Raw genomic sequence first — 18571 nt, forward strand, 5'->3', positions numbered from 1 at the left:
GCCTCCCAGGCGCGCCCGACGGCTGCGGCACCGCCGCGCCCCGGCTCCGCCGCGCGGCGGCCCGTGGATCCCCGGCATCCCGCGCACCGAACCCTTCGCCGCCGTCCTCACGCTCCGCGTCGCCCGCGACAGTGGTCCCGCCGCGCGGCCGTGGCCGGCAGGCCCTACAGCGCGACGCCCACCATGACCGGCTCGTTCACCAGCGTCACGCCGAACGCCGCCGCGACGCCGTCGCGGACCTCGCGGGCGAGGGTCAGCAGGTCGGCGGCGGTGGCGTCGCCGCGGTTGGTGAGGGCGAGGGTGTGCTTGCCGGAGAGGCGGGCGCGGCCGGCGCCGTACCCCTTGGTGAAGCCGGCCTTGTCGATGAGCCAGGCCGCCGAGGTCTTCACGTGTCCCTCGCCCGCCGGGTAGGCGGGCGGCTCGACGTCGGAGCCGAGGCGCTCGGCCGCCCGGGCCAGGAACGCGGCGTGCTCGGCCTCGGTGAGGATCGGGTTGGTGAAGAAGGAACCCGCCGACCAGGTGTCGTGGTCCTCGGGGTCCAGCACCATGCCCTTGCCCGCGCGGAGCTTCAGCACCGTCTCCCGCGCGGCGCCCAGCTCCGCCCGCTCGCCCGGCGCGACGCCGAGCGCGCGGGCCGCCTCCGCGTAGCGGACCGGGGTGGACGCGCCGGACGCGTCCTCCAGCGCGAAGGTGACGCGCAGCACCACGTAGCGGTCGGGGTCGGCCTTGAAGCGGCTGTGCCGGTAGCCGAAGCCGCAGTCGGCGGCGGCCAGCGTCACCGTCTCGCGGGCGTGGCGGTCGTAGGCGACGACCTCCGTGACGGTGTCGGCGACCTCCTGGCCGTAGGCGCCGACGTTCTGCACCGGTGTGGCGCCGGCCGAGCCGGGGATGCCCGCGAGGAACTCGATGCCGGCCAGGCCGTGGTCGACGACGACGCGGTCCACCGCGTCCGCCCAGACCTCGCCGGCGGCGAGGGTGAGCCGGGTGCCGTCGAGGGCGAAGCCCTCGGTGGCGATGCGCAGCACGGTGCCGGGGAAGCCCTCGTCCCCGATCACCAGGTTGCTGCCGCCGCCGACGAGCAGCAGCGGCTCGCCCGCGTCGTCCGCGGCGCGCACGACGGAGACCACGTCGGCGTCGGTCGTGGCCGTCACCAGGCGGGCGGCGGGTCCGCCGATGCGGAGGGTGGTCAGCGGGGCCAGGGGCGCGTCATGGAGTTCCTGCACGGGGACAAGCCTACGGGCCCGCCGTGGCGGGCCCGTCGCTCCACTGCTTCGGCTGGGTTCAGGCCACCGGCTGCGCGGCGGGGACGCCCTCGACGCCTTCCGCACCGGCGACCGCGTCGCGCGGGGCCTCCGCCACCGGGGCCGGCAGGCCCCGGCCGCGACGCGGCGCGATCAGGATGGCCGCGGTGGCCGCGACGATCACGCTCGCGCCGACCCAGAGCGCGGGGGTCAGGCCGTCGACGAAGCTCTGGCCGCTGCTGTAGCCGCCGTGCGCGGTGAAGACCGAGGTCAGCACCGCCACTCCGAGGGCTCCGCCGACCTCACGCAGCGCGTTGTTCGCGCCGGAGGCCACACCCTGCTGGTCCGGCCGGACCGAGCCCATCAGCATGGTGGCGACCGGGGCGAAGAAGAGGGCCATCCCCACGCCGGAGAGGACCAGCGGCGGGACCTGGCTGATGTAGCTGGTGTGCGTCCCGACGATCACGGCGAACCAGCCGAGGCCGAGCGCCTGCAGGGCCAGGCCGGCGGCGATCACGACGCGGCCGCCGATGCGGCCGGCCAGGATGCCGGCCAGCGGGGCGACGAGCATCGGCATGCCGGTCCACGGCAGCATCCGCACGCCCGCGCTCATCGGGCTGTTGCCCTGGACGTTCTGCAGGAACTGGCTGAGCAGGAAGATCGAGCCGAACATGCCCAGCGACATCAGCATCGACGCGAGGTTCACCGCGGTGAAGGAGCGGCTGCGGAAGAGGCGCAGCGGCAGCAGCGGGTTCGGCGTGCGGGCCTCCCAGACGACGAAGGCGACCAGCAGGGCCGCGCCGGTGACGAGCGCGGCGAGCACCGGCGCGCTGGTCCAGCCGTCCGCGTTGCCGCGGATCAGCCCGTAGACGATGCCGAAGAGTCCGCCGCTGGCCAGGGCCGTGCCCAGGACGTCCAGCCGGCTGTTCGGGCCGTGGGACTCGTTCAGCCGCAGGCGGGCCAGCGGCAGCAGGGCCAGGCCGATCGGCACGTTGAGGGCGAAGATCCACTGCCAGGAGAGGTGCTGGACGACGGTGCCGCCGATCAGCGGGCCGAGGGCGACGGCCATGCCGTTGACCGCTCCCCAGGCGCCGAAGGCGAGGCCGCGCTTGGCGACCGGGACGGCGGCGGTGAGCAGGGTCAGGCTGACCGGTGCGAGCAGGGCCGCGCCGACTCCCTGAGCGGCGCGGGCGGCGACCAGGGCGCCGATGTTCGGAGCGAGGGCGGCCGCCAGCGAGGAGAGGGTGAACAGGCCGAGCCCGGCGATGAAGAGGCGACGGCGGCCGAAGCGGTCGCCGAGCGCCGCGCCGAGCATCAGCAGCACGGCGAAGGTCAGCGTGTAGGCGTTGACCGTCCACTCCAGGTCGGTGATGCCGCCGCCGAGGTGGGCCCGGATGGAGGGCAGGGCGGTCGTGACGACCAGGTTGTCGAGTGCGGCCATGAAGCCCGCGGTGCTGGTGATGACGAAGGCCCAGACGGCCGGATTGCCTTTGCGCATGATTCCCCCAGGCGCGAATAAAGTGATCGATCAATAACTTTTGCGGCCAAAAAAATCCGCTGCCCGGGACGCGCACCTGTCCGGCACGCGGCGCGGTCAGCAGAGCGGTTCGGGCCCGAATCCCTGCCACAGGCGGTGCTCCTGCGGGAAGCCCATGGCGACCAGTGCGTTGATCAGCATGCCGTGCGCGAAGAACTGGCCGACCTCCTCGGGGGAGGCGCCGGACGCCGCCGCCACCGAGTCCCACAGATCGGTCCACATCTCGCGGACGGCCTCGCCGACCTCGTGATCCCCCGCGGCCTCGGCGGCCGCGGTGGAGACGTACATCTGCATCTGCATGAGGAGCCGACTGCGGTCCTCGATCAGCTCGAAGTAGGCCACACCCATCGCATCGAGCGCGTCCTTGCCGTGCCGCCCTTCGGCGGCGGCGAGGAACGCGCCCTTGATCTCGGCCGTGCAGCGACGGACCGCGGCCTCGAAGAGGGCGCGCTTGTTCTCGAAGAGCCGGAAGAGATAGGGCTGCGACACCCCGACCCGGCGAGCGATCGCCTGGGTCGAGGTGCCGTTGTAGCCGGTTTCGGCGAACTCGATCATCGCGGCGCGGATGACGCTCTCGCGCCGTTCCTCCGCGCTCATCCGGATGCTCGTCTTCGCCATGAGTCAAAGTTAGTGGTTGATTACTAACTTCGTCAAGGGGGGCGGGAGACGGATGTCTCAGGCCAGCTGGACCACGGCCCGCGACATGCCGAGGACCTTCTGGCCCGCGCTGGAGGCGACCAGGTCGACGCGCACCCGGCGGTCGTCCAGCTTGGCCGCGACCTTGCCGGTGACCTCGATCACGGCGCCGGCGTCGTCGTTCGCGACCACGACCGGCTTGGTGAAGCGCACGCCGTACTCGACCACCGCGGCCGGGTCCACCGTCCAGTCGGTGACCACGCGGATCGCCTCGGCCATGGTGAACATGCCGTGGGCGATCACGTCCGGCAGGCCGACCGCCTTGGCGAACGCCTCGTTCCAGTGGATCGGGTTGAAGTCGCCGGAGGCGCCCGCGTACTGGACCAGGGTGGCCCTGGTCACCGGGAACGACTGGGCCGGCAGCTCGGTGCCGACCTCGACCTCGTCGTAGTTGATGCTCGCGCTCATCGCCGCCTCACTCCCCCGCCGTCGTCGACTCGGCCGCGTCGGACTCCGCCGCCCGCGCGACCAGCATCATGTAGGCGGTCACCACGTGCTCGCCGCTCGCCTCGTGCACCTCGCCGCGGACCGACAGGACGTCGTTGCCCGCCAGCGACTTGATCGACTCGATGACGCAGGTGACGCTCAGTCGGTCACCGGCGCGGACCGGGCGCGTGTAGACGAAGCGCTGGTCGCCGTGGACGACCCGGCTGAAGTCCAGGCCGAGCTCGGGGTCCTCGACCACCTGGGCGGCGGCCCGGTAGGTGATCACGAAGGGGAAGGTCGGCGGCGCGATGACGTCCGGGTGCCCCAGGGCCTTGGCCGCCTCGGGGTCGGTGTACGCGGGGTTGGCGTCGCGCACCGCCTCCGCGAACTCGCGGATCTTCTCGCGGCCGACCTCGTAGGCCGGGGTGGGCGGATAGGACCGCCCGATGAAGGAGGGGTCCAGCGGCATGCGTGGCTCCTGACGTCCGTTCGTGTGGCGGGAAACCGGGTACGACAAAGGCCGCCCCCGAGACGGGGACGGCCTTCGCCTTGTGCTCTCAGATCGAAACCCGACCCTTGCGGTGGAGCTGCAGGGTCAGCGAGTCTCGCGGTGCGCGGTGTGTGCGTTGCAGCGGGGGCAGTGCTTCTTCATCTCAAGACGATCCGGGTCGTTACGCCGGTTCTTCTTGGTGATGTAGTTCCGCTCCTTGCACTCCACGCACGCCAGCGTGATCTTCGGACGGACATCAGTGGCGGCCACGGGAGTGCCTTCCTCGGACAGACAACGTTACAGACAGACAAGAGTAGCCGATCGGGCCAGTGACCCGGAAATCGGCTACGGGTGTGGTAGCGGTGACCGGACTTGAACCGGTGACACAGCGATTATGAGCCGCTTGCTCTACCAACTGAGCTACACCGCCACGACGATCGCGTGCCCTGCCGGGTGGCAGGGAACCCTCTCATCCGAGCCCCCATGCGGAATCGAACCGCAGACCTTCTCCTTACCATGGAGACGCTCTACCGACTGAGCTATAGGGGCGAACGGGGAAGACATTACACGGTCCGCAGCCCAACCGTGAAATCCGTTTGGCGCCGGTCCGGTACGACTTTTGCGACCGGGCCCGCCGGTCCCCACGCGCCTCCCGGAACGCCGTCCCGCAGCGCCATAGGCTCACAGTCTTCGATCTTGGCGAACGCGGAGAGGGAGCGGGCCGGTCCATGGGCACAGCGGCGGGGACCGGAGCGACCGGGTCGACGGCACTGCTGCTGTCCGGGGCCAGACTGGCGGACGGCCGCAGCGTGGACGTCAGGATCAGCGGTGAACGGATCGAGGCGGTCGGCACCGTCGGCAGCCTGAGCGCGCCCGAGCGGCTGGATCTGAGCGGCTATCTGCTGCTGCCGGCCCCGGCGGAGCCGCACACCCACCTGGACGAGGCCTTCACGGCCGAGCTCGGGACCGGCCCCGCCGCCCCGGCCGCGGCCGCGGGCCCGGAGGAGGTGCGCCGCCGGGTCACCGAGGCCGCGCTGACCTGCCTCGGCTACGGCGCGACGGCGATCCGCAGCCAGATCCTGGTCGACACGCACGCCGGACTCGGCCGCCTGGAGGGGGCGCTGCAGGCGGCGCGCGACCTCCGCGGCCTGGTGGACCTTCAGATCGCGGTCATGCCTGGGCGGTTGACGGGAAACGGCGGGCACGAGGGGCGCGAGCTCCTGCGCGAGGCCCTGCGCTCCGGCGCGCACGCCCTCGGCGGACGCCCCGCACAGGATCCCGACCCGACCGGCCACCTCGACGCCCTGCGGGCGCTGGCCCGGGAGTTCGACCGCGCGCTGGACCTGCATGCGGACGCGAAGTCCGCAGCCGCGCTCACCGAGAAGGACCGGAGCGCCGTCCTCTGCCTGGAGGGCGGAGCGGACCGGCGACTGCCGGACGCGCTGCTCCGGGCGGGGGTCGGCGTTGTCGTGCTGCCCCAGAGCGGGCGCTGCGCCGGCGGCGCGGCGGGCCCGACCGGCGGCTACGAGCCGACGACGGTCCGGGCACTGGTCGAGGCCGGGGTCCCGCTGGCGGCGGGGAGCGGCGCGCTGCGGGACGCGCGCTGCCCGGTCGGCCGGGCCGATCCGCTGGAGGCCGCCTTCCTGCTGGCCGCGACCGCGGGCCTGACGGCGGGCGCCGCCTACGACGCCGTGAGCGCCACCGCGCGCGCCCTGCTCGGCCTGCCGCAGGTCCGGGTCGAGGCCGGCTACCCGGCCGAGCTGCTCGCGGTCCGCGGCGACAGCCTCGCCGCGGCGCTGGCCGGCGGCCACAGCCGCGTGGTGGTCCACGGCGGCCGTGTCGTCTCCCGCACCAGCGCCGTCCGCGAGTACGCCGAGACCACGGCCGCCGCCGTCCCGCGCCAGGTCCGCCCCGGCCCCGCGTAGCCCCCGCCCGGCCGAGGCCATGCCCGCAGTCTCCCTGCGCGGGCTGCATGCCCCGCCCTGCGAGGACCCCGCCGACGTGCGGTCGGCCCACGCACGGTCCATCGATGCCGCCCACAAGCACCCGCGCGGGCCCGGCCGTAGGCCGTGGACCGCCCCGGAGGCGCCCCGCGGGGACCGGCCCACGCGCGCACCTTCCAGCGATGCCGCCCAGGCAGGCCGCCGCCCGCGCGGGCCCGGCCGTAGGCCGTGGACCGGCCCGGAGCCCGGCGAGGAACCCTGACATGGGGACCGGCCACGCACACATGGTCCAGCGATGCCGCCCGACACGGGCCCCGCCCGGCGGGAAGCGCGGGTCAGTCCGGGGAGGTGAGGTCGCGGCGGTAGTGGACGAGCAGTTCGCCCCAGTCGTCGATCTTCACCCGGCCCGTGCGGCGGAAGCCGATCGCGCGGTAGAGGCGGTTCGCGCGGAGGTTGTCCGCGTGGGTCCAGAGCTGGGCCGTGGAGAACTCCTGCGCCCGGCCGTCCGCCAGGAGTTGTTCGATCAGGCGGCGACCGACCCGCTGGCCCCAGCGGTCGGGGGCGACGCTGAGCAGACTGAGGTGGAGCAGGCCCGGCTCGGGCGGGCCCGCGCCGTCCTCGGTCAGGCCCTGGACGCCGAGGATGGTGCCGACGATGCCGCTGCCGGGGCGGCCCTCCTCGCGCGCGAGGAGCAGCATCGCGCCGGGCGCGGCCATCCGGCCGTGGGCCAGCCGGACGTGGTCACGCGGGAGCGGCCGGCCGTTGCGCCGGATCAGGTGCGAGTGCTGCCAGACGGCGAGCGCCTCGTCGACCTCCTCGGCCGTGGCCGGACCCACCGCCAACGTGCCGCCCATTCGGCCCTCCTGGAGCTCCGCGTCCCGGCATCCCAGCCAGCTCGTGGCCAAGGTTTCTACCACGCGGGGCCCCGGCCGTCAGCAGCGGCGACAGGCTCGTGACAGGAGTGAAAGCGGTGACGCCAGTGACGGTCACGGCGTAGCAGAAAGCCGGTTGCCCCGGTACCGCCGTACCGGGGCAAGCGACGTTTCGGGCGGAGCGCGCTCAGGCGGAGACCCGGTGCGGGTCGGCGTGGGCGTCCCGGGTCGGGTCGTCGACGGTGGGGAGGCGACCCTCCTTGCGGGCGCGCCGCAGATCGTCGACGTACTCGCGGGTCAGCATGGCCGAGAGGGTGGCGATGCCGCCCCGGTGCACCCGGATCTCGCCGTCGGCCACGTGGCCGACCAGCCGGATCCTGCGCTCCGGGCCGCGCCCGGCGGCGTCGGTCGGCGCCTGGCCGTCCTTGACCCTGCCCTTGCCGGTCCAGCGCAGATCCCAGTGGTCGACCACCGCGTCCTCGGGGACGAGCAGCTTCACCAGCGCGCGCTGCATCCGGACGTCGACCTCGACCACGTCGGGGATGCCCGGCGAGCGCAGGTCGATGACGACGCTTCCGCCGCGCGCCCTGATCTCGAAGGCGTCGGCCGCGGTCCAGTTGCCCAGGCGCTTGGCGACGGTGTGGTCGACCTGGATGCGCTCGGCGGTCCCGGGCCGCGCCGCCTCGGCAGGTGCCGTGACGGGAGCGGTCGTTGCGGGGGTGTTGCCCTTGGCGAACTTGTCCTGGCTCACGGTGAGCCCCTTCCGGTGGAGGCGACGAACGGGAGCGGGCGGCCTTGGCGGCGGTGTGCCCGGCCGGCGTTTCCGCCGACAGATAGATAGTTGCATTGCAACTAGTCTCTAGTCAACTAGTGCCGGTGAGATTAGGTCGAAGGGTACGATGACGGCCATGAGCACCCCCCTGCGGAGTTCCCCCCTCTACCTGACCGTGCTGTCGCTGCTGCACTACCAGCCGCTGCACCCGTACGGGATCCAGCGCCTGATCAAGCAGTGGGGCAAGGACCAGGTCGTCAACGTGAGCCAGCGGGCCAGCCTCTACCGCGCCATCGACCGGCTGCTGGCGGCCGACCTGATCGCCGTGCGCGAGACCGGGCGCGACCAGCTCTACCCGGAGCGCACGGTCTACGAGGTCACCGACGCCGGCCGCACGGTCGCCAGGGAGTGGCTGGTCGAGATGCTGGCCACGCCGAAGCAGGAGTTCCCCGAGTTCCCGGCCGCGCTCTCACTGCTGCTGATGCTCGAACCCGACGAGGCCCTGGAGGTCTTCGAGCGGCGGGCCGAGCACGTGCGGGCGGCGCTGCGGGAGATCGACGCGGTCACGGCGGTCGAGGCGCAGCACCGGCTGCCGCGCGTGGCCATGCTGGAGACGGAGTACCAGCGGGTGGTGACGGCCGCCCAGCTCCAGTGGCTCGACGCCGTCGTGGAGGACCTGCGCACCGGGCGCCTGTCCTGGACCCCGGAGGAGCTGCTGGCCTTCGCCGAGCCCTCGGACACCCCGACGGACACTCCGCCTGACACTCCGTAGGACGCCCCACAGGACGCCCGCAGGACCCCCGCGGACCCCCGCCGGACGCCCCTTCGAACGCCAGGTCCCTCGGCCGGCCAGGGCGGCTGACCCATGGTCACCACCACGCTCAAGGGAGTCTCGACGACCGGACTACCTGCCGGAACAGGGAATGTGCCACCGTCCCGTGCCGTGCGAACACCGCTAACATGTGGGGTGCGCCTGAACGGCGTTGGAGGACTTGGGGGGCTCCATGGTCCGCATCCTGTTGGCCGAGGACATGCACATGGTCCGGGGGGCCCTGGCCGCGCTGTTACGGCTGGAGCCGGACTTCCAGATCGTCGCGGAGGTCGAGCGCGGGGACGCCGTCGTCGCCACCGCGCTGGAGTGCAAGCCCGAGGTCGCCGTCCTGGACGTGGGCCTGCCCGGCATCGACGGCCTGACCGCTGCCGCCCTGCTCCACCAGGAGTTGCCGAGCTGCCGCACGCTGATCCTCACCAGCATGGGGAAGGCCGGCACCTTACGCAGGGCCCTGGCGGCGCAGGTCTCCGGATTCCTGCTGAAGGACGCCCCTCCCGCCCTGCTGGCCGAGGCGGTCCGCAGAGTCGCCGCCGGGGAACGGGTACTCGACCCGCAGCTGGCCCTGGTCGCCTTCGACAGCGTCGAAGGCCCGCTGACCGAGCGGGAGTTGGAAGTCCTGCGGCTGGCCGCGGGCGGCGCTGACGCGGGCGAGATCGCCGCCGCCCTCTTTCTCTCCGTGGGAACGGTGCGCAACTACCTCACCGCGATCGTCACCAAGCTCGGCGCACGCAACCGCCTCGACGCGATCAGGATCGCCCGCGAGGACGGCTGGCTCAGCTGAGCCGCTTCCGCCCGCCCGGCGGAATCGGGTCCGCGAGCGGCACGGCCTCCGAACGCGGCGCCGGAATGGGGCCGGGGGCCTCCCCGGACAGCGGCGCGACGGCCCGGAGGACGAACCACCGGCCCCCCTCCACCTCCCAGGCCAGTCGGCCGCCCGCCTCGGACAGCCTGGCGGTCAGGTTCTGCAGCCCGTTCCCGCTCCCCATGCGCTCGCCGGGACCGGACGCGCCGGTCACCCCGTCGTTGGCGATGGTCAGCCGGATGCCCTCCCCCTCCGGGCAGGTCGTGATCAGGCACTGCTCGGCCTTGCTGTGCCGCAGCAGGTTGGTGACCGCCTCGCGCAGCACGGTGGCGAGGATGGTGTCCAGCTCCCCCTCGGGCGGTCGCGCCCCCAGATCGACCAGGGCGCGGATTCCGGCCGCGCGCAGCACCGACTGAGCCGCCTCCGCCTCCTCGGCCAGCGACATCTGCCGGTACCCGCGCGAGACCGCGCGGACGTCGGTGAGGGCCTGCCGGGAGACCAGCAGGATGTCGTCGAGCTCGTTCAGCGCGTCCTTGGGGCTGCCGTCGACGAGACGCTTGGTCAGCTCGCTCTTGAGCACGATGGCCGACAGGCTGTATCCGAGCAGGTCGTGCAGGTCTCTGGCGAACCTGAGCCGCTCCCTGACCACGGCCACCCGGGCCAGCTCGCCCTGGCTGGCCTGCACCTGAATCACCAGCAGCGAGAGTCTGGTCAGACCCCAGAGGGTGAGGCTGGCCAAGGTCGTGGAGACGACGAGGTAGATGTCCGAGAGGACGGTCCAGCCCTCCAGCGGTCCGCTCACGGCCGCGGCCAGCACCACCAGGGCGAAGAGGGTCCAGCCCCAGCGCGGGCGGAGCAGCAGCAGGCCGCTGGCGCCCAGGAAACCGGCCATGCCGCCCCAGAAGATCCCGAAGGCCAGCGGCGGGGTGTAGGTCAGCACCGCCTGCAGCAGCAGGCTCCAGGGCATCAGCCTGCTTCTGAGTTGGTCCAGTCTGCGGTCGGAGTGGAGCAGCTGGATCAGGGCGATGAGCAGGAAGCTGCCGCCGCCGATCAGTATCCTTCGCCAGCCCAGCCCCCCGGCGATGAGGGTCGTGATCCCCATCACCGCGTAGCCGCCCACCAGCGCGGCCACCAGGCTGTCGGCGACCTTCGGCGAGGGGGCGCCGCGTCCGAGGTTGCCGAGCACGGCGCCCACGTCCGCCTCGGGCTCCCCGGCCCGCAGCGCGAGCTGCCGCGCCTCCCCCGACTGCGCCTGACCGACGAGCCGGCCCCTGGACCTGGTCACCGGGCCCCCTCCACGCGCGCCGACTGTGGTCAAGAGCCACCAGCCTACGCGCCGGGCGTTGCCCCGAGGTGACGTGCGCGCGTACGGACGGCTCTTCCGGTCTCCCGCCGATGTCAGATGAACATCGGCAGGGGGTTGAGGTTCTGATACTCCGTCGGCTCGTGGAGGCGGCCGAGCGCGACCGGCACGTCGAAGAGCCTGCCGGGTGCGAACCTGGCCCAGAAGTGCCGCAGCCCGGGAACCACCACCTTCACCACCGGCAGCCCCAGGTCCGGACGGGTCTGGTCGAGCACCAGCGTCTCCAGCCCCTTCGCCGCGAGCCGGCCGACGACCAGCTCGACGTCGTCGAGCAGGTCGTCGTGGCGGACCGCGGCGAAGTCCTGCGGCCGGGCGGGACGGGCCGCGGGGTCCGGCAGGAGCCAGCGCTGGCTCTCCACCGTCTCCCGCGTCCACCAGTGCAGCAGCTCGGGATCGTCGAGCCGGTAGCCCCCGCCCGCCGCGTCCGCCTCGGCGACGGCGGGCAGCAGCTGGTTCATCTCGGTGAGGGCGCGGCTGAGCGCCACCGCCGGATCCAGATGCGCGCCGAAACCGAACATCACGTCCTGCGCGGGCTTGTCGAGCCGCCGGGAGAGGGCCGCGAGGACGGGGACGCCCAGGTCCGAGGTGAGGTCCAGCACCCAGACCCGACGATGCATCAGGTCGTAGGCGCCGAGCAGCCGTTCCACCCAGGGGTCGGCGAACGCGGCGAGGTCGACCGCGCGCTGGCGGGTCCGGTTGTACCACCAGAGCGCCACGGCGTCCCGCTCCACGAGTTCCAGCAGGCCCTGGAGCACGGCGTCCTCCAGGCTGCTGCCGGCCGCGTTGCCGTTGGAGCAGGCGAAGAGGGACTCCCGGCCCGCCACCGGTACGACCTGCTCGTGCACGGGGTTGAAGTAGAGCAGTCCGGTCGGCAGCAGACGCTGCCGGTTCCCGGACAGCGACCACACAGGGGTCCAGTCGACGGGGGTCTCCGCGTCGAAGGGCTCGGGCACCCGGTGGTACGCCGAGGCGCGCCGGTTCCAGTCCGCGCGGTCGCGGTACTGCCGCTCGTCGAAGAGCAGGCAGGCGCGCGGATCCACGGCGGTCCTGCCCAGGCCGCGCAGCGTGTCCCTGACCCGGGACTCGTCGCCGTGCAGGGTCGCCGAGTAGCGCTCGACGGCCTCGCACAGCGCGCCGACCTCGGCGTCCAGGCGGGTGGCGCCCTTGCCTCCGCTGTTCTGGCGCAGGCCGGAGCGGAGCTGACGCAGGTCCGCCCCGCCGAGCGCCAGATTGTGCCCGGAGGAGTAGCTGTGCAGGCCGGCCGGACTGCCGGGCACCGCCCGGATCTCGGCGACGACCCCGGTGAGCGGGCTCACCAGGTGGCCGTAGCGCTGCTGGACCTCCTCCGGGGTGCGGGCGCGGTGCCCGCCGGACGCGCGCGAGGCCTTGGGCGTCGGGCGCAGCGTCACCGGGCGCTCCGCCTGCCGGGCCGTCAGGCCGGGGTCCCCGCAGCTCGGGCACTGCGGCCTGCGGCGTGCCTCGTGGTGCCGGGAGACCAGCGTCAGCGTGTCCATCTCCATGACCGCGTCCTGCCCGGGGTGGCGGTATCCGGCGAGCCACTTGACCGCCTCGTGCACCAGCAGCTGGGCTCCGGCACCGCTGCCGCTCGGCAGGTAGGCGGCGGGCCGCAGCACCGGTCCGTCGAGGCCGAGCGCGCGGCGCACCGGCGCCTCCGCGGTGCGGTGCGCGGACATCCGGTGGGCGAGGCAGTGCCAGCAGGGGCCGCCCGCGCCCGGCCGGAAGACCGGGCCGATCCACAGCGCGGACGCGGTCAGCCGGGCGGGCAGCCAGGCCCGCCCGGCGGCGCGGTGCTCCGCGTCCACCTGGGCGAGCTCGGGACGGAGGTAGTCGTCGGTGACGACCAGCGTCAGCAGCGCGGACCCGGCGTGCTCGTCCGCGAGTTCCAGGCCGGCCGCCCGGCAGGCGTGCCGCACGGCGTCGGTCGGCGCGCGGCCGACCGTGCACAGGGCCACCCGTACGCGGGTCAGCAGGCCGGTGGTCTCCTCTCCGTCCAGGCCGATCAGGTCCCAGTACGCCTCGGCGGGCGGCGCGGCCGGGCCGCTGCGGTAGCCGATCAGGCCCTCGCGGGCGAGTCGGCCGATGGTCCGCCCCGCTTCCTCGGCCGGGACGTGGCGGGTGGCGGCGTCGAGCACCGACGAGAGGTCCCTGGTCCCGTCCAGCAGGGGGACCAGTGCCTCGACGGCTGCGCCCTGGAGCGCGGTGACCCCGCGTTCCGACAGGAGGTAGGCGGCGTCCCCGGCCACGGGCTCGGCCCGGAGATGACGGCGGAAGCCCAGAAGCCTGGGCTTCTGGGCTTCCGCGGCGGTGTCCCGCCCCTCGCGCGAGAGGTCGGTCACCGCAGGACGAGCTCCCTGGTCGACGCTGTGGGCCTCATCTCGGACCAGCTGTCCTCCACGTCCACGCCGCACACGGCGCAGGGCGGGAAACAGGCGCGGGCGGCCTGGAGCGGCGCGCCCTCCAGCGCTTCGATCAGTAGGTCGTCGCCCGAGGACGTCGACGTGGACAGGAACGACTGTGCGATGAGCTCCGCGAGCCGCAGCTCGCTCTGGGGCCCCTGGTTCATGCGAGCCTCCTCCGGGGAAGGGAGAGTCGGCCGCATCCCCGTGACCACGGGACGCGACTTGATGGCGGCTCGATTTTCGAATGAAACGCGCTGGAGAGGTAAGTGATTCTGTCATGAACCCATCGTGAGATGTTCATGATCCAAAGCGTGCGCATGGCCGTCGGCATCGACGTGACCTGGGCCGACAGCGCCGCGGACCGCGCTCCCGAGCGCCGGAATCCTCGGCGGCGGCACGACCGCGCTCGTCCCCCACGGACCCGCCCACGGCCGCAGACCACCGACCCCGGAGGCGGCCACCCCGTAGCCGCCCGAGCCCACCGAGCCGACGGGACCGACCGGCGCCACCGGATCGAGCGAGGGGTCCGCGGAGAGCACCGCGCGCCGCAGCCGCTGGACCGGAGCGGACGGCTCCAGCCCCAGCTCTTCCATCAGCGAGACGCTCAGCTTCCGGTAGACCTCCAGCGCGCGGGCGGACATCCCCGAGCGGTGGAGCGCGAGCATGAACTGCGCGTGCAGGTTCTCGTGCAGCGGGAACTGCGCGGTCAGCCCGGCCAGCTCGCCCAGGACCTCGCGGTGGCGGCCGAGTTGCAGGTCCGCGTCCAGCCGCCGCTCCAGGGCCGCGCCGCGGCTCTCCCCCAGACGGGCCGCCTCGATCTCCAGACGGCTGCCGCGCGGCAGATCGATCAGCGCCGGCCCCCGCCAGAGCGCCAGCGCCTGGCCCAGCAGCCGCGAGGCGCCCTCGGGATCACCGGCGTCGAAGGCGGCGTAGCCCTGGAGGGTGAGCGCGTCGAAGCGGCAGGCGTCGACGTCCTGCGGTGCGACCAGCAGCAGGTAGCCGGCGCTCCGGGTGATCAGCACGTCCTTGGCCTGCCGCCCGGATCCCTCCAGCGCGGCCGCGAGCGAGCGGCGCAGCTGCAGGATGTACGTCTGCAGCGTGGTGGACGCGCTGCGCGGCGGGCGCGAGCCCCAGAGCTCCTCCATCATGGAGGCCACCGGGACCATCTGACCCGCGTTCAGCGCCAGCAGCGCGAGCAGCTGGCGCGGTTTTCCCGCCGACGGCACCACGGAGCGGTCGCCTTCGGCCGCTTCCAGCGGTCCCAGCACCTTGATGTCCATGCACACCGTCCCCATCCGCAGCTCCTGCCTCGGCTCCCACGTCCAGGGGAGCCCGTTCAGGGAGAAAGCCGGCCCCCAGGCTGCCACCTGGTGTGACCTGGCAACAGTGAGAAGTTCATGACTTCGCCGGGCGTTCGTCAGCACCGGGACGGTCCGCGCCGCCCGGCCCGGCGCGGAGGCCGGCCCGGCGCGCGCGCCGCCGGTGCATGCGTAGGCCGCAGGGTCGCCCGACTACGTATCGAAAAGCCGTATCCCGGTCCCGCTTTTCAGTATGTACCAACGATTCCCACGCATGTTTCAATGGCCGCATTGTCGTATTTCCTTAAGTCTTCACGGCATTTCGGCGGCCCAGAAAGAGGAATTCGTGGTGGACACCGGGGCAACGGAATACTTCCTCTCCTGCTACCTGACCCCGCCCGGACCCGGCGCGGTGTTCTCCGTGCGGCACGACCAGAACGTGGCGCTGTGGGAACACCGCGACGGCCGGGTCTCGCTGCGGCGGGTCTGGGAGCTCGAACGCGTCAGCGGGCAGAAGCACCATTTCTGGCCGCTCTACACGCCCGAGCGCGCCGCCTCCTTCCTCGGCGCGCTGCTGGCCGAGGAGGGGCTGCGGCTGCAGGACATCAGCGCGAGCTGGGGCACGCCGGGGCTGCCGGCCGCCCAGCCGGTGCCGGTGCCCAAGGGCGCCGAGGACTTTCCGCTGCACAGCCTCGCGCACCTCTTCAGCGGGGTGCTGCGGGACACCGAGCTGTTCCGCACCGAGCAGATCGTCGGGCTGGCCATCGACGCCCTGCCCGACTACGTACAGGAGCAGCGCCCCAACCGGTACTGGTACGCGGGCTGCGTGTCCCGCGCCGGGCAGCTGGAGTTCGCGCCGGTGGAGTCCCCCGGCCCGCTCTACACCGCGGCCGAGGCGCTGTTCGGCCTGGAACCCGGCTCGCTGATGGCCCTGGCCTCCGCCTGCCGCACCACCGTCGCCTTCGACGCGGAGCGCGCCGTCAAGGAGCTGACGTTCTACGGCGGTTCCTCCACCCAGCCGTGGAAGGAGGCCTTCACGCTCGTCCGCGAGATCGTCGCGGAGACCGAGCGGCAGTTGGAAGCGCTGCCCGACAGCGCCCTGGACAGCGCGCTGAGCCGGGAGGACAACCTGCGCAGCGCCGCGATGAAGGTCGTGCAGCGCTGCTCGGAGCTGGTCGCGATCCGCAATGTGGAGCGGCTGCTGGAGTTCGGCGGCGTCCGCGCGGACGAGAGCTATCTCGCGACCAGCGGCGGCTACGCGCTCAACTGCCCCACCAACACGCTGCTGATGGACCGTTTCGGCTTCCGCGGCCTGCTCACGCCCCCGTGCGCCAACGACTCGGGTCAGGGCATCGGCCTCGGCCTGCTCGGCCTGCACGGCGCCGGCCTGCTCGACCACGCGGAGCTGCGGATCGACGGCGCCTACTACGGCCGCGACATCACCGACCTGGACGAGGCGCTGACCGAGTTCCGGCCGTGGATCGCCGAGGTCTCCGACTTCTCGCCCGAGCGCTTCGCCGAGGACGTCAGCGACGCGGTGGTGGCCTGGGCGGACGGCCCCTCCGAGCTCGGCCCGCGGGCCCTCGGACACCGCAGCCTCCTGGGCGACCCGCGCTCGCTCGCGGTCAAGGACCTGCTCAACGACTACAAGCGGCGGCAGTGGTGGCGTCCGGTCGCCCCGGTGGTGCTGGCCGAGCACGTCGGGGAGTGGTTCGCCTCCGACCGGGACTCGCCGTACATGCTGGAGGCGGTCCAGGTGCGGCCCGAGGCGCGCGAGCGGGTGCCCGCCGTCGTCCACCTGGACGGGTCGGCGCGGCACCAGGTCCTCTCGGAGCAGGCCAACCCGCTGCTGCACCGCGCGCTGACCGCGTTCCACGCGGCGACGGGGGTCCCGCTGCTGTGCAACACCTCGCTCAACGACAAGGGCGAGGCCATCGTGGACACGGCGGCCGAGACGCTCACCCTCTGCGTGCGCAAGGGCCTCAAGGTCGCCTACATCTCCGGCCGGCGGATCGAGCTGCGGCCGGAGCCGGTGCCGCCGACGGCCGCGCCCGAGGGTCCGCGTCCGCGCGCGCTGGAGTACTTCACCGGCCAGGAGGCGGACCGGGACGCGCTCTGGCAGAGCTGGCTGGACTCGGGCTACACCGTCGAAGGCATGTTCCTGCTTGCCCGCAGCCACGGGCTCCGCGCCGAGCAGGAGCTGTCGACGCCGGAGCGGGTCAACCTGCTGGCGGCGTACCGGGCGAAGGTGGACCCGTCGTTCGCGGGGCTGGTGGACAGCTTCGTCCGCACCCACGGCCCCGGCGCCTCCTTCGTCTCGCCCTCCACCCTCACCGGCGCGTTCGGGGTCATCAACCCTCTGCGGTCCGGGCGTTGAGGATGCGGATGCGCCCCCTGGCCGTGGCCGGGGGGCGCATCCGCATGCGGCGGCCTCAGACGCGGTAGCCGAGACGGGCCAGCGCCGGTGCGGTCATCGCGGTGGAGACCAACGCCATGGCCACCAGCATCGTGTAGCAGGCGGTGCTGATCACGCCGAGGCTGAGGCCCACCGAGAGCACCACCAGGCCGGTGACCCCGCGGCAGTTCATCAGCGCGCCGAGCGCCATCGCCTCCCTGCGCGGCGCGCCGACCGCGCGGGCGGCGAGCGCGCTGCCGACGCCCTTGCCCAGCACGGCCACCAGGACGATCAGGCCGACCCAGGCCCACTGGCGCAGGTTCGTGCCGAGCAGTCCGAAGCGGGTGTGCAGACCGGCCGAGACGAAGAACAGCGGGAGCAGCACCGGCACCGACACGGCCCGCAGCCGGCCCGCGACCCGGGTCAGGGACGCGGAGCGACGCGGCAGCACCACGCCGTAGAGGAAGGCGCCGAAGATCGGGTGGATCCCGATGGCGTCGGTGGCCAGCGCGCTGAGCAGCAGACCGCAGACGATCGCCGTCGTCCCGTTCGGCGGGTGCCGGACCAGCCACGGCCTGACCAGGAACAGCATCGCCGCCGCGAAGGCCAGCGTGAGCACGACGGTGACGGCCGTGCGGGCGGGACCGCCGCCGTGCGACTGCGCGGCGACCAGGGTCAGCAGACACCAGGCGGTGATGTCGTCGACGGCCGCGCTGGAGAGCGCCACCGTGCCGAGCCCGGTGCGGGAGAGGCCGTGCTCGTCGAGGATCCGGGCCAGCACCGGGAACGCGGTGACGCTCATCGCCACGGCGAGGAAGAGCGCGAAGGCCGTGAAGGGCACGCCGGCCGGGGCGAGCGGCCGGTACAGAGCCGCGGCCAGGGCGATGCCCAGCAGGAACGGCAGGGCGATCGAGGCGTGCCCCACCGTCAGCAGGGTGGCGCCGCGCCGCCGCAGCGGGCCGGTGTCGAACTCGTACCCGACCAGGAAGAGGTAGCAGACCAGCCCGAGTTGGGAGAGGCCGTCGAGCAGGGGCGCGAGCGCGGCGGGAAAGAGCCAGGCGTAGCCGGCCGGCCAGAGCCACCCGAGCAGGGAGGGGCCGAGCAGCACCCCGGCCACGATCTGGCCGACCGACTCCGGCTGCCGCAGCCGGCGCGCGCCGCGCACGACCACTCGCGAGGCGATCAGGACGACGGGCATGGTGCGCAGCAGCGCGAGGAAGGGGTCGACCCCGCCGGTCCCGCCCAGCGGCGCGGCCGCGCTCGGCGGCGCGGGGGCCGGGCCGGTGCGGAGGCCGAACAGCGTCGGCAGTGCGGTCAGCAGGAGCACGGCGATCGACGCGGGAACGACGACGAGCCCGGCGTAGAGCGCGACGGCGCGTGCGTGGGTGGGCGGGGGCCCGAGCGGGGACCCGGTCTCGGTGGGCTCGACCGCCCGGGTGCGCGTTCTCGTGCGCGTGCTCGTGCTCGTGCTCGTCTGCACGGGA

Annotated in this window: 16 protein-coding genes, 2 tRNA genes and 1 pseudogene; 4 read left to right on the plus strand and 15 right to left on the minus strand. The window is 73.3% G+C overall.

Going from position 1 to position 18571, the window contains the following annotated elements:
• Positions 1-164: 164 nt before the first annotated feature.
• From BS83_RS24490 to BS83_RS24525, 8 genes are all read right to left on the minus strand, one after another.
• Positions 165-1223, minus strand: coding sequence for a UDP-N-acetylmuramate dehydrogenase (locus BS83_RS24490; protein ID WP_037605749.1), 1059 nt, complete (start codon positions 1221-1223; stop codon positions 165-167).
• 58 nt (positions 1224-1281) lie between these two features.
• Positions 1282-2739, minus strand: a complete 1458-nt coding sequence (locus BS83_RS24495; protein WP_037605750.1) for a DHA2 family efflux MFS transporter permease subunit — start codon at positions 2737-2739, stop codon at positions 1282-1284.
• A 96-nt stretch (positions 2740-2835) separates the two neighbouring features.
• The gene (locus BS83_RS24500) at positions 2836-3396 is read right to left on the minus strand and encodes a TetR/AcrR family transcriptional regulator (protein WP_232248475.1); all 561 of its coding nucleotides are present in this window, start codon (positions 3394-3396) and stop codon (positions 2836-2838) included.
• 57 nt (positions 3397-3453) lie between these two features.
• A complete protein-coding gene (locus BS83_RS24505; protein WP_037605751.1) occupies positions 3454-3882 on the minus strand; it encodes a MaoC family dehydratase in 429 nt (142 codons plus the stop codon).
• Between the two features lie 7 nt (positions 3883-3889).
• Positions 3890-4369 (minus strand): MaoC family dehydratase N-terminal domain-containing protein, encoded by a 480-nt coding sequence (locus BS83_RS24510; RefSeq protein ID WP_037605752.1) that lies wholly within the window; start codon positions 4367-4369, stop codon positions 3890-3892.
• 126 nt (positions 4370-4495) lie between these two features.
• Positions 4496-4660: a 50S ribosomal protein L33 gene (gene rpmG, locus BS83_RS24515; protein ID WP_004571794.1), complete on the minus strand. Its 165-nt coding sequence runs from the start codon at positions 4658-4660 to the stop codon at positions 4496-4498.
• 84 nt (positions 4661-4744) lie between these two features.
• Positions 4745-4820, minus strand: a tRNA-Met gene (locus tag BS83_RS24520).
• A gap of 46 nt (positions 4821-4866) precedes the next feature.
• Positions 4867-4939, minus strand: a tRNA-Thr gene (locus BS83_RS24525).
• A 179-nt stretch (positions 4940-5118) separates the two neighbouring features.
• On the opposite strand from BS83_RS24525, the gene BS83_RS24530 reads away from it, so the two are divergent.
• On the plus strand, positions 5119-6315 hold the full coding sequence (locus BS83_RS24530) for an amidohydrolase family protein (RefSeq protein ID WP_037605753.1): 1197 nt from the start codon (positions 5119-5121) through the stop codon (positions 6313-6315).
• Positions 6316-6668: 353 nt separating this feature from the next.
• Here BS83_RS24530 and BS83_RS24535 read toward each other — a convergent pair whose 3' ends face one another.
• Both BS83_RS24535 and BS83_RS24540 read right to left on the minus strand, forming a co-directional pair.
• Positions 6669-7187: a GNAT family N-acetyltransferase gene (locus BS83_RS24535; RefSeq protein WP_037605754.1), complete on the minus strand. Its 519-nt coding sequence runs from the start codon at positions 7185-7187 to the stop codon at positions 6669-6671.
• A 205-nt stretch (positions 7188-7392) separates the two neighbouring features.
• The gene (locus BS83_RS24540) at positions 7393-7956 is read right to left on the minus strand and encodes a hypothetical protein (RefSeq protein ID WP_051943822.1); all 564 of its coding nucleotides are present in this window, start codon (positions 7954-7956) and stop codon (positions 7393-7395) included.
• Between the two features lie 157 nt (positions 7957-8113).
• Here BS83_RS24540 and BS83_RS24545 point away from each other — a divergent pair, with 157 nt between their 5' ends.
• Positions 8114-8749 (plus strand): PadR family transcriptional regulator, encoded by a 636-nt coding sequence (locus BS83_RS24545; RefSeq protein ID WP_037605755.1) that lies wholly within the window; start codon positions 8114-8116, stop codon positions 8747-8749.
• Positions 8750-8981: 232 nt separating this feature from the next.
• Positions 8982-9590 (plus strand): response regulator transcription factor, encoded by a 609-nt coding sequence (locus BS83_RS24550; RefSeq protein ID WP_037605756.1) that lies wholly within the window; start codon positions 8982-8984, stop codon positions 9588-9590.
• On the opposite strand, the gene BS83_RS24555 is transcribed toward BS83_RS24550, so the two are convergent.
• The 4 genes and pseudogenes from BS83_RS24555 to BS83_RS24570 all read right to left on the minus strand — a co-directional run.
• Positions 9583-10896, minus strand: coding sequence for a sensor histidine kinase (locus tag BS83_RS24555; RefSeq protein ID WP_063774221.1), 1314 nt, complete (start codon positions 10894-10896; stop codon positions 9583-9585). The two genes, BS83_RS24550 and BS83_RS24555, sit on opposite strands and share 8 nt — an antisense overlap.
• 113 nt (positions 10897-11009) lie before the next feature.
• Positions 11010-13331 (minus strand): TOMM precursor leader peptide-binding protein, encoded by a 2322-nt coding sequence (locus tag BS83_RS24560; protein ID WP_037605757.1) that lies wholly within the window; start codon positions 13329-13331, stop codon positions 11010-11012.
• Positions 13328-13558, minus strand: a complete 231-nt coding sequence (locus tag BS83_RS47770; protein WP_037605758.1) for a hypothetical protein — start codon at positions 13556-13558, stop codon at positions 13328-13330. Before BS83_RS47770 ends, BS83_RS24560 begins: the two co-directional genes overlap by 4 nt.
• Before the next feature lie 339 nt (positions 13559-13897).
• A pseudogene (locus BS83_RS24570) lies at positions 13898-14674 on the minus strand (AfsR/SARP family transcriptional regulator); the annotation flags it as partial.
• Between the two features lie 367 nt (positions 14675-15041).
• On the opposite strand from BS83_RS24570, the gene BS83_RS24575 reads away from it, so the two are divergent.
• The gene (locus BS83_RS24575) at positions 15042-17069 is read left to right on the plus strand and encodes a carbamoyltransferase C-terminal domain-containing protein (RefSeq protein ID WP_051943824.1); all 2028 of its coding nucleotides are present in this window, start codon (positions 15042-15044) and stop codon (positions 17067-17069) included.
• A 55-nt stretch (positions 17070-17124) separates the two neighbouring features.
• On the opposite strand, the gene BS83_RS24580 is transcribed toward BS83_RS24575, so the two are convergent.
• On the minus strand, positions 17125-18567 hold the full coding sequence (locus tag BS83_RS24580) for a cation:proton antiporter domain-containing protein (protein ID WP_157597300.1): 1443 nt from the start codon (positions 18565-18567) through the stop codon (positions 17125-17127).
• Between the last annotated feature and the right edge of the window lie 4 nt (positions 18568-18571).

The organism is Streptacidiphilus rugosus AM-16 (assembly GCF_000744655.1).
GTDB classification, from domain to species: Bacteria; Actinomycetota; Actinomycetes; order Streptomycetales; family Streptomycetaceae; genus Streptacidiphilus; species Streptacidiphilus rugosus.

Bases quoted from the DNA above. Each gene is read 5' to 3' on its own strand.
- BS83_RS24495 (WP_037605750.1), bottom strand. From the start codon at position 2,739: ATGCGCAAAGGCAATCCGGCCGTCTGGGCCTTCGTCATCACCAGCACC.
- BS83_RS24500 (WP_232248475.1), bottom strand. From the start codon at position 3,396: ATGGCGAAGACGAGCATCCGGATGAGCGCGGAGGAACGGCGCGAGAGC.
- BS83_RS24505 (WP_037605751.1), bottom strand. From the start codon at position 3,882: ATGAGCGCGAGCATCAACTACGACGAGGTCGAGGTCGGCACCGAGCTG.
- BS83_RS24510 (WP_037605752.1), bottom strand. From the start codon at position 4,369: ATGCCGCTGGACCCCTCCTTCATCGGGCGGTCCTATCCGCCCACCCCG.
- BS83_RS24530 (WP_037605753.1), top strand. From the start codon at position 5,119: ATGGGCACAGCGGCGGGGACCGGAGCGACCGGGTCGACGGCACTGCTG.
- BS83_RS24535 (WP_037605754.1), bottom strand. From the start codon at position 7,187: ATGGGCGGCACGTTGGCGGTGGGTCCGGCCACGGCCGAGGAGGTCGAC.
- BS83_RS24545 (WP_037605755.1), top strand. From the start codon at position 8,114: ATGAGCACCCCCCTGCGGAGTTCCCCCCTCTACCTGACCGTGCTGTCG.
- BS83_RS24550 (WP_037605756.1), top strand. From the start codon at position 8,982: ATGGTCCGCATCCTGTTGGCCGAGGACATGCACATGGTCCGGGGGGCC.
- BS83_RS47770 (WP_037605758.1), bottom strand. From the start codon at position 13,558: ATGAACCAGGGGCCCCAGAGCGAGCTGCGGCTCGCGGAGCTCATCGCA.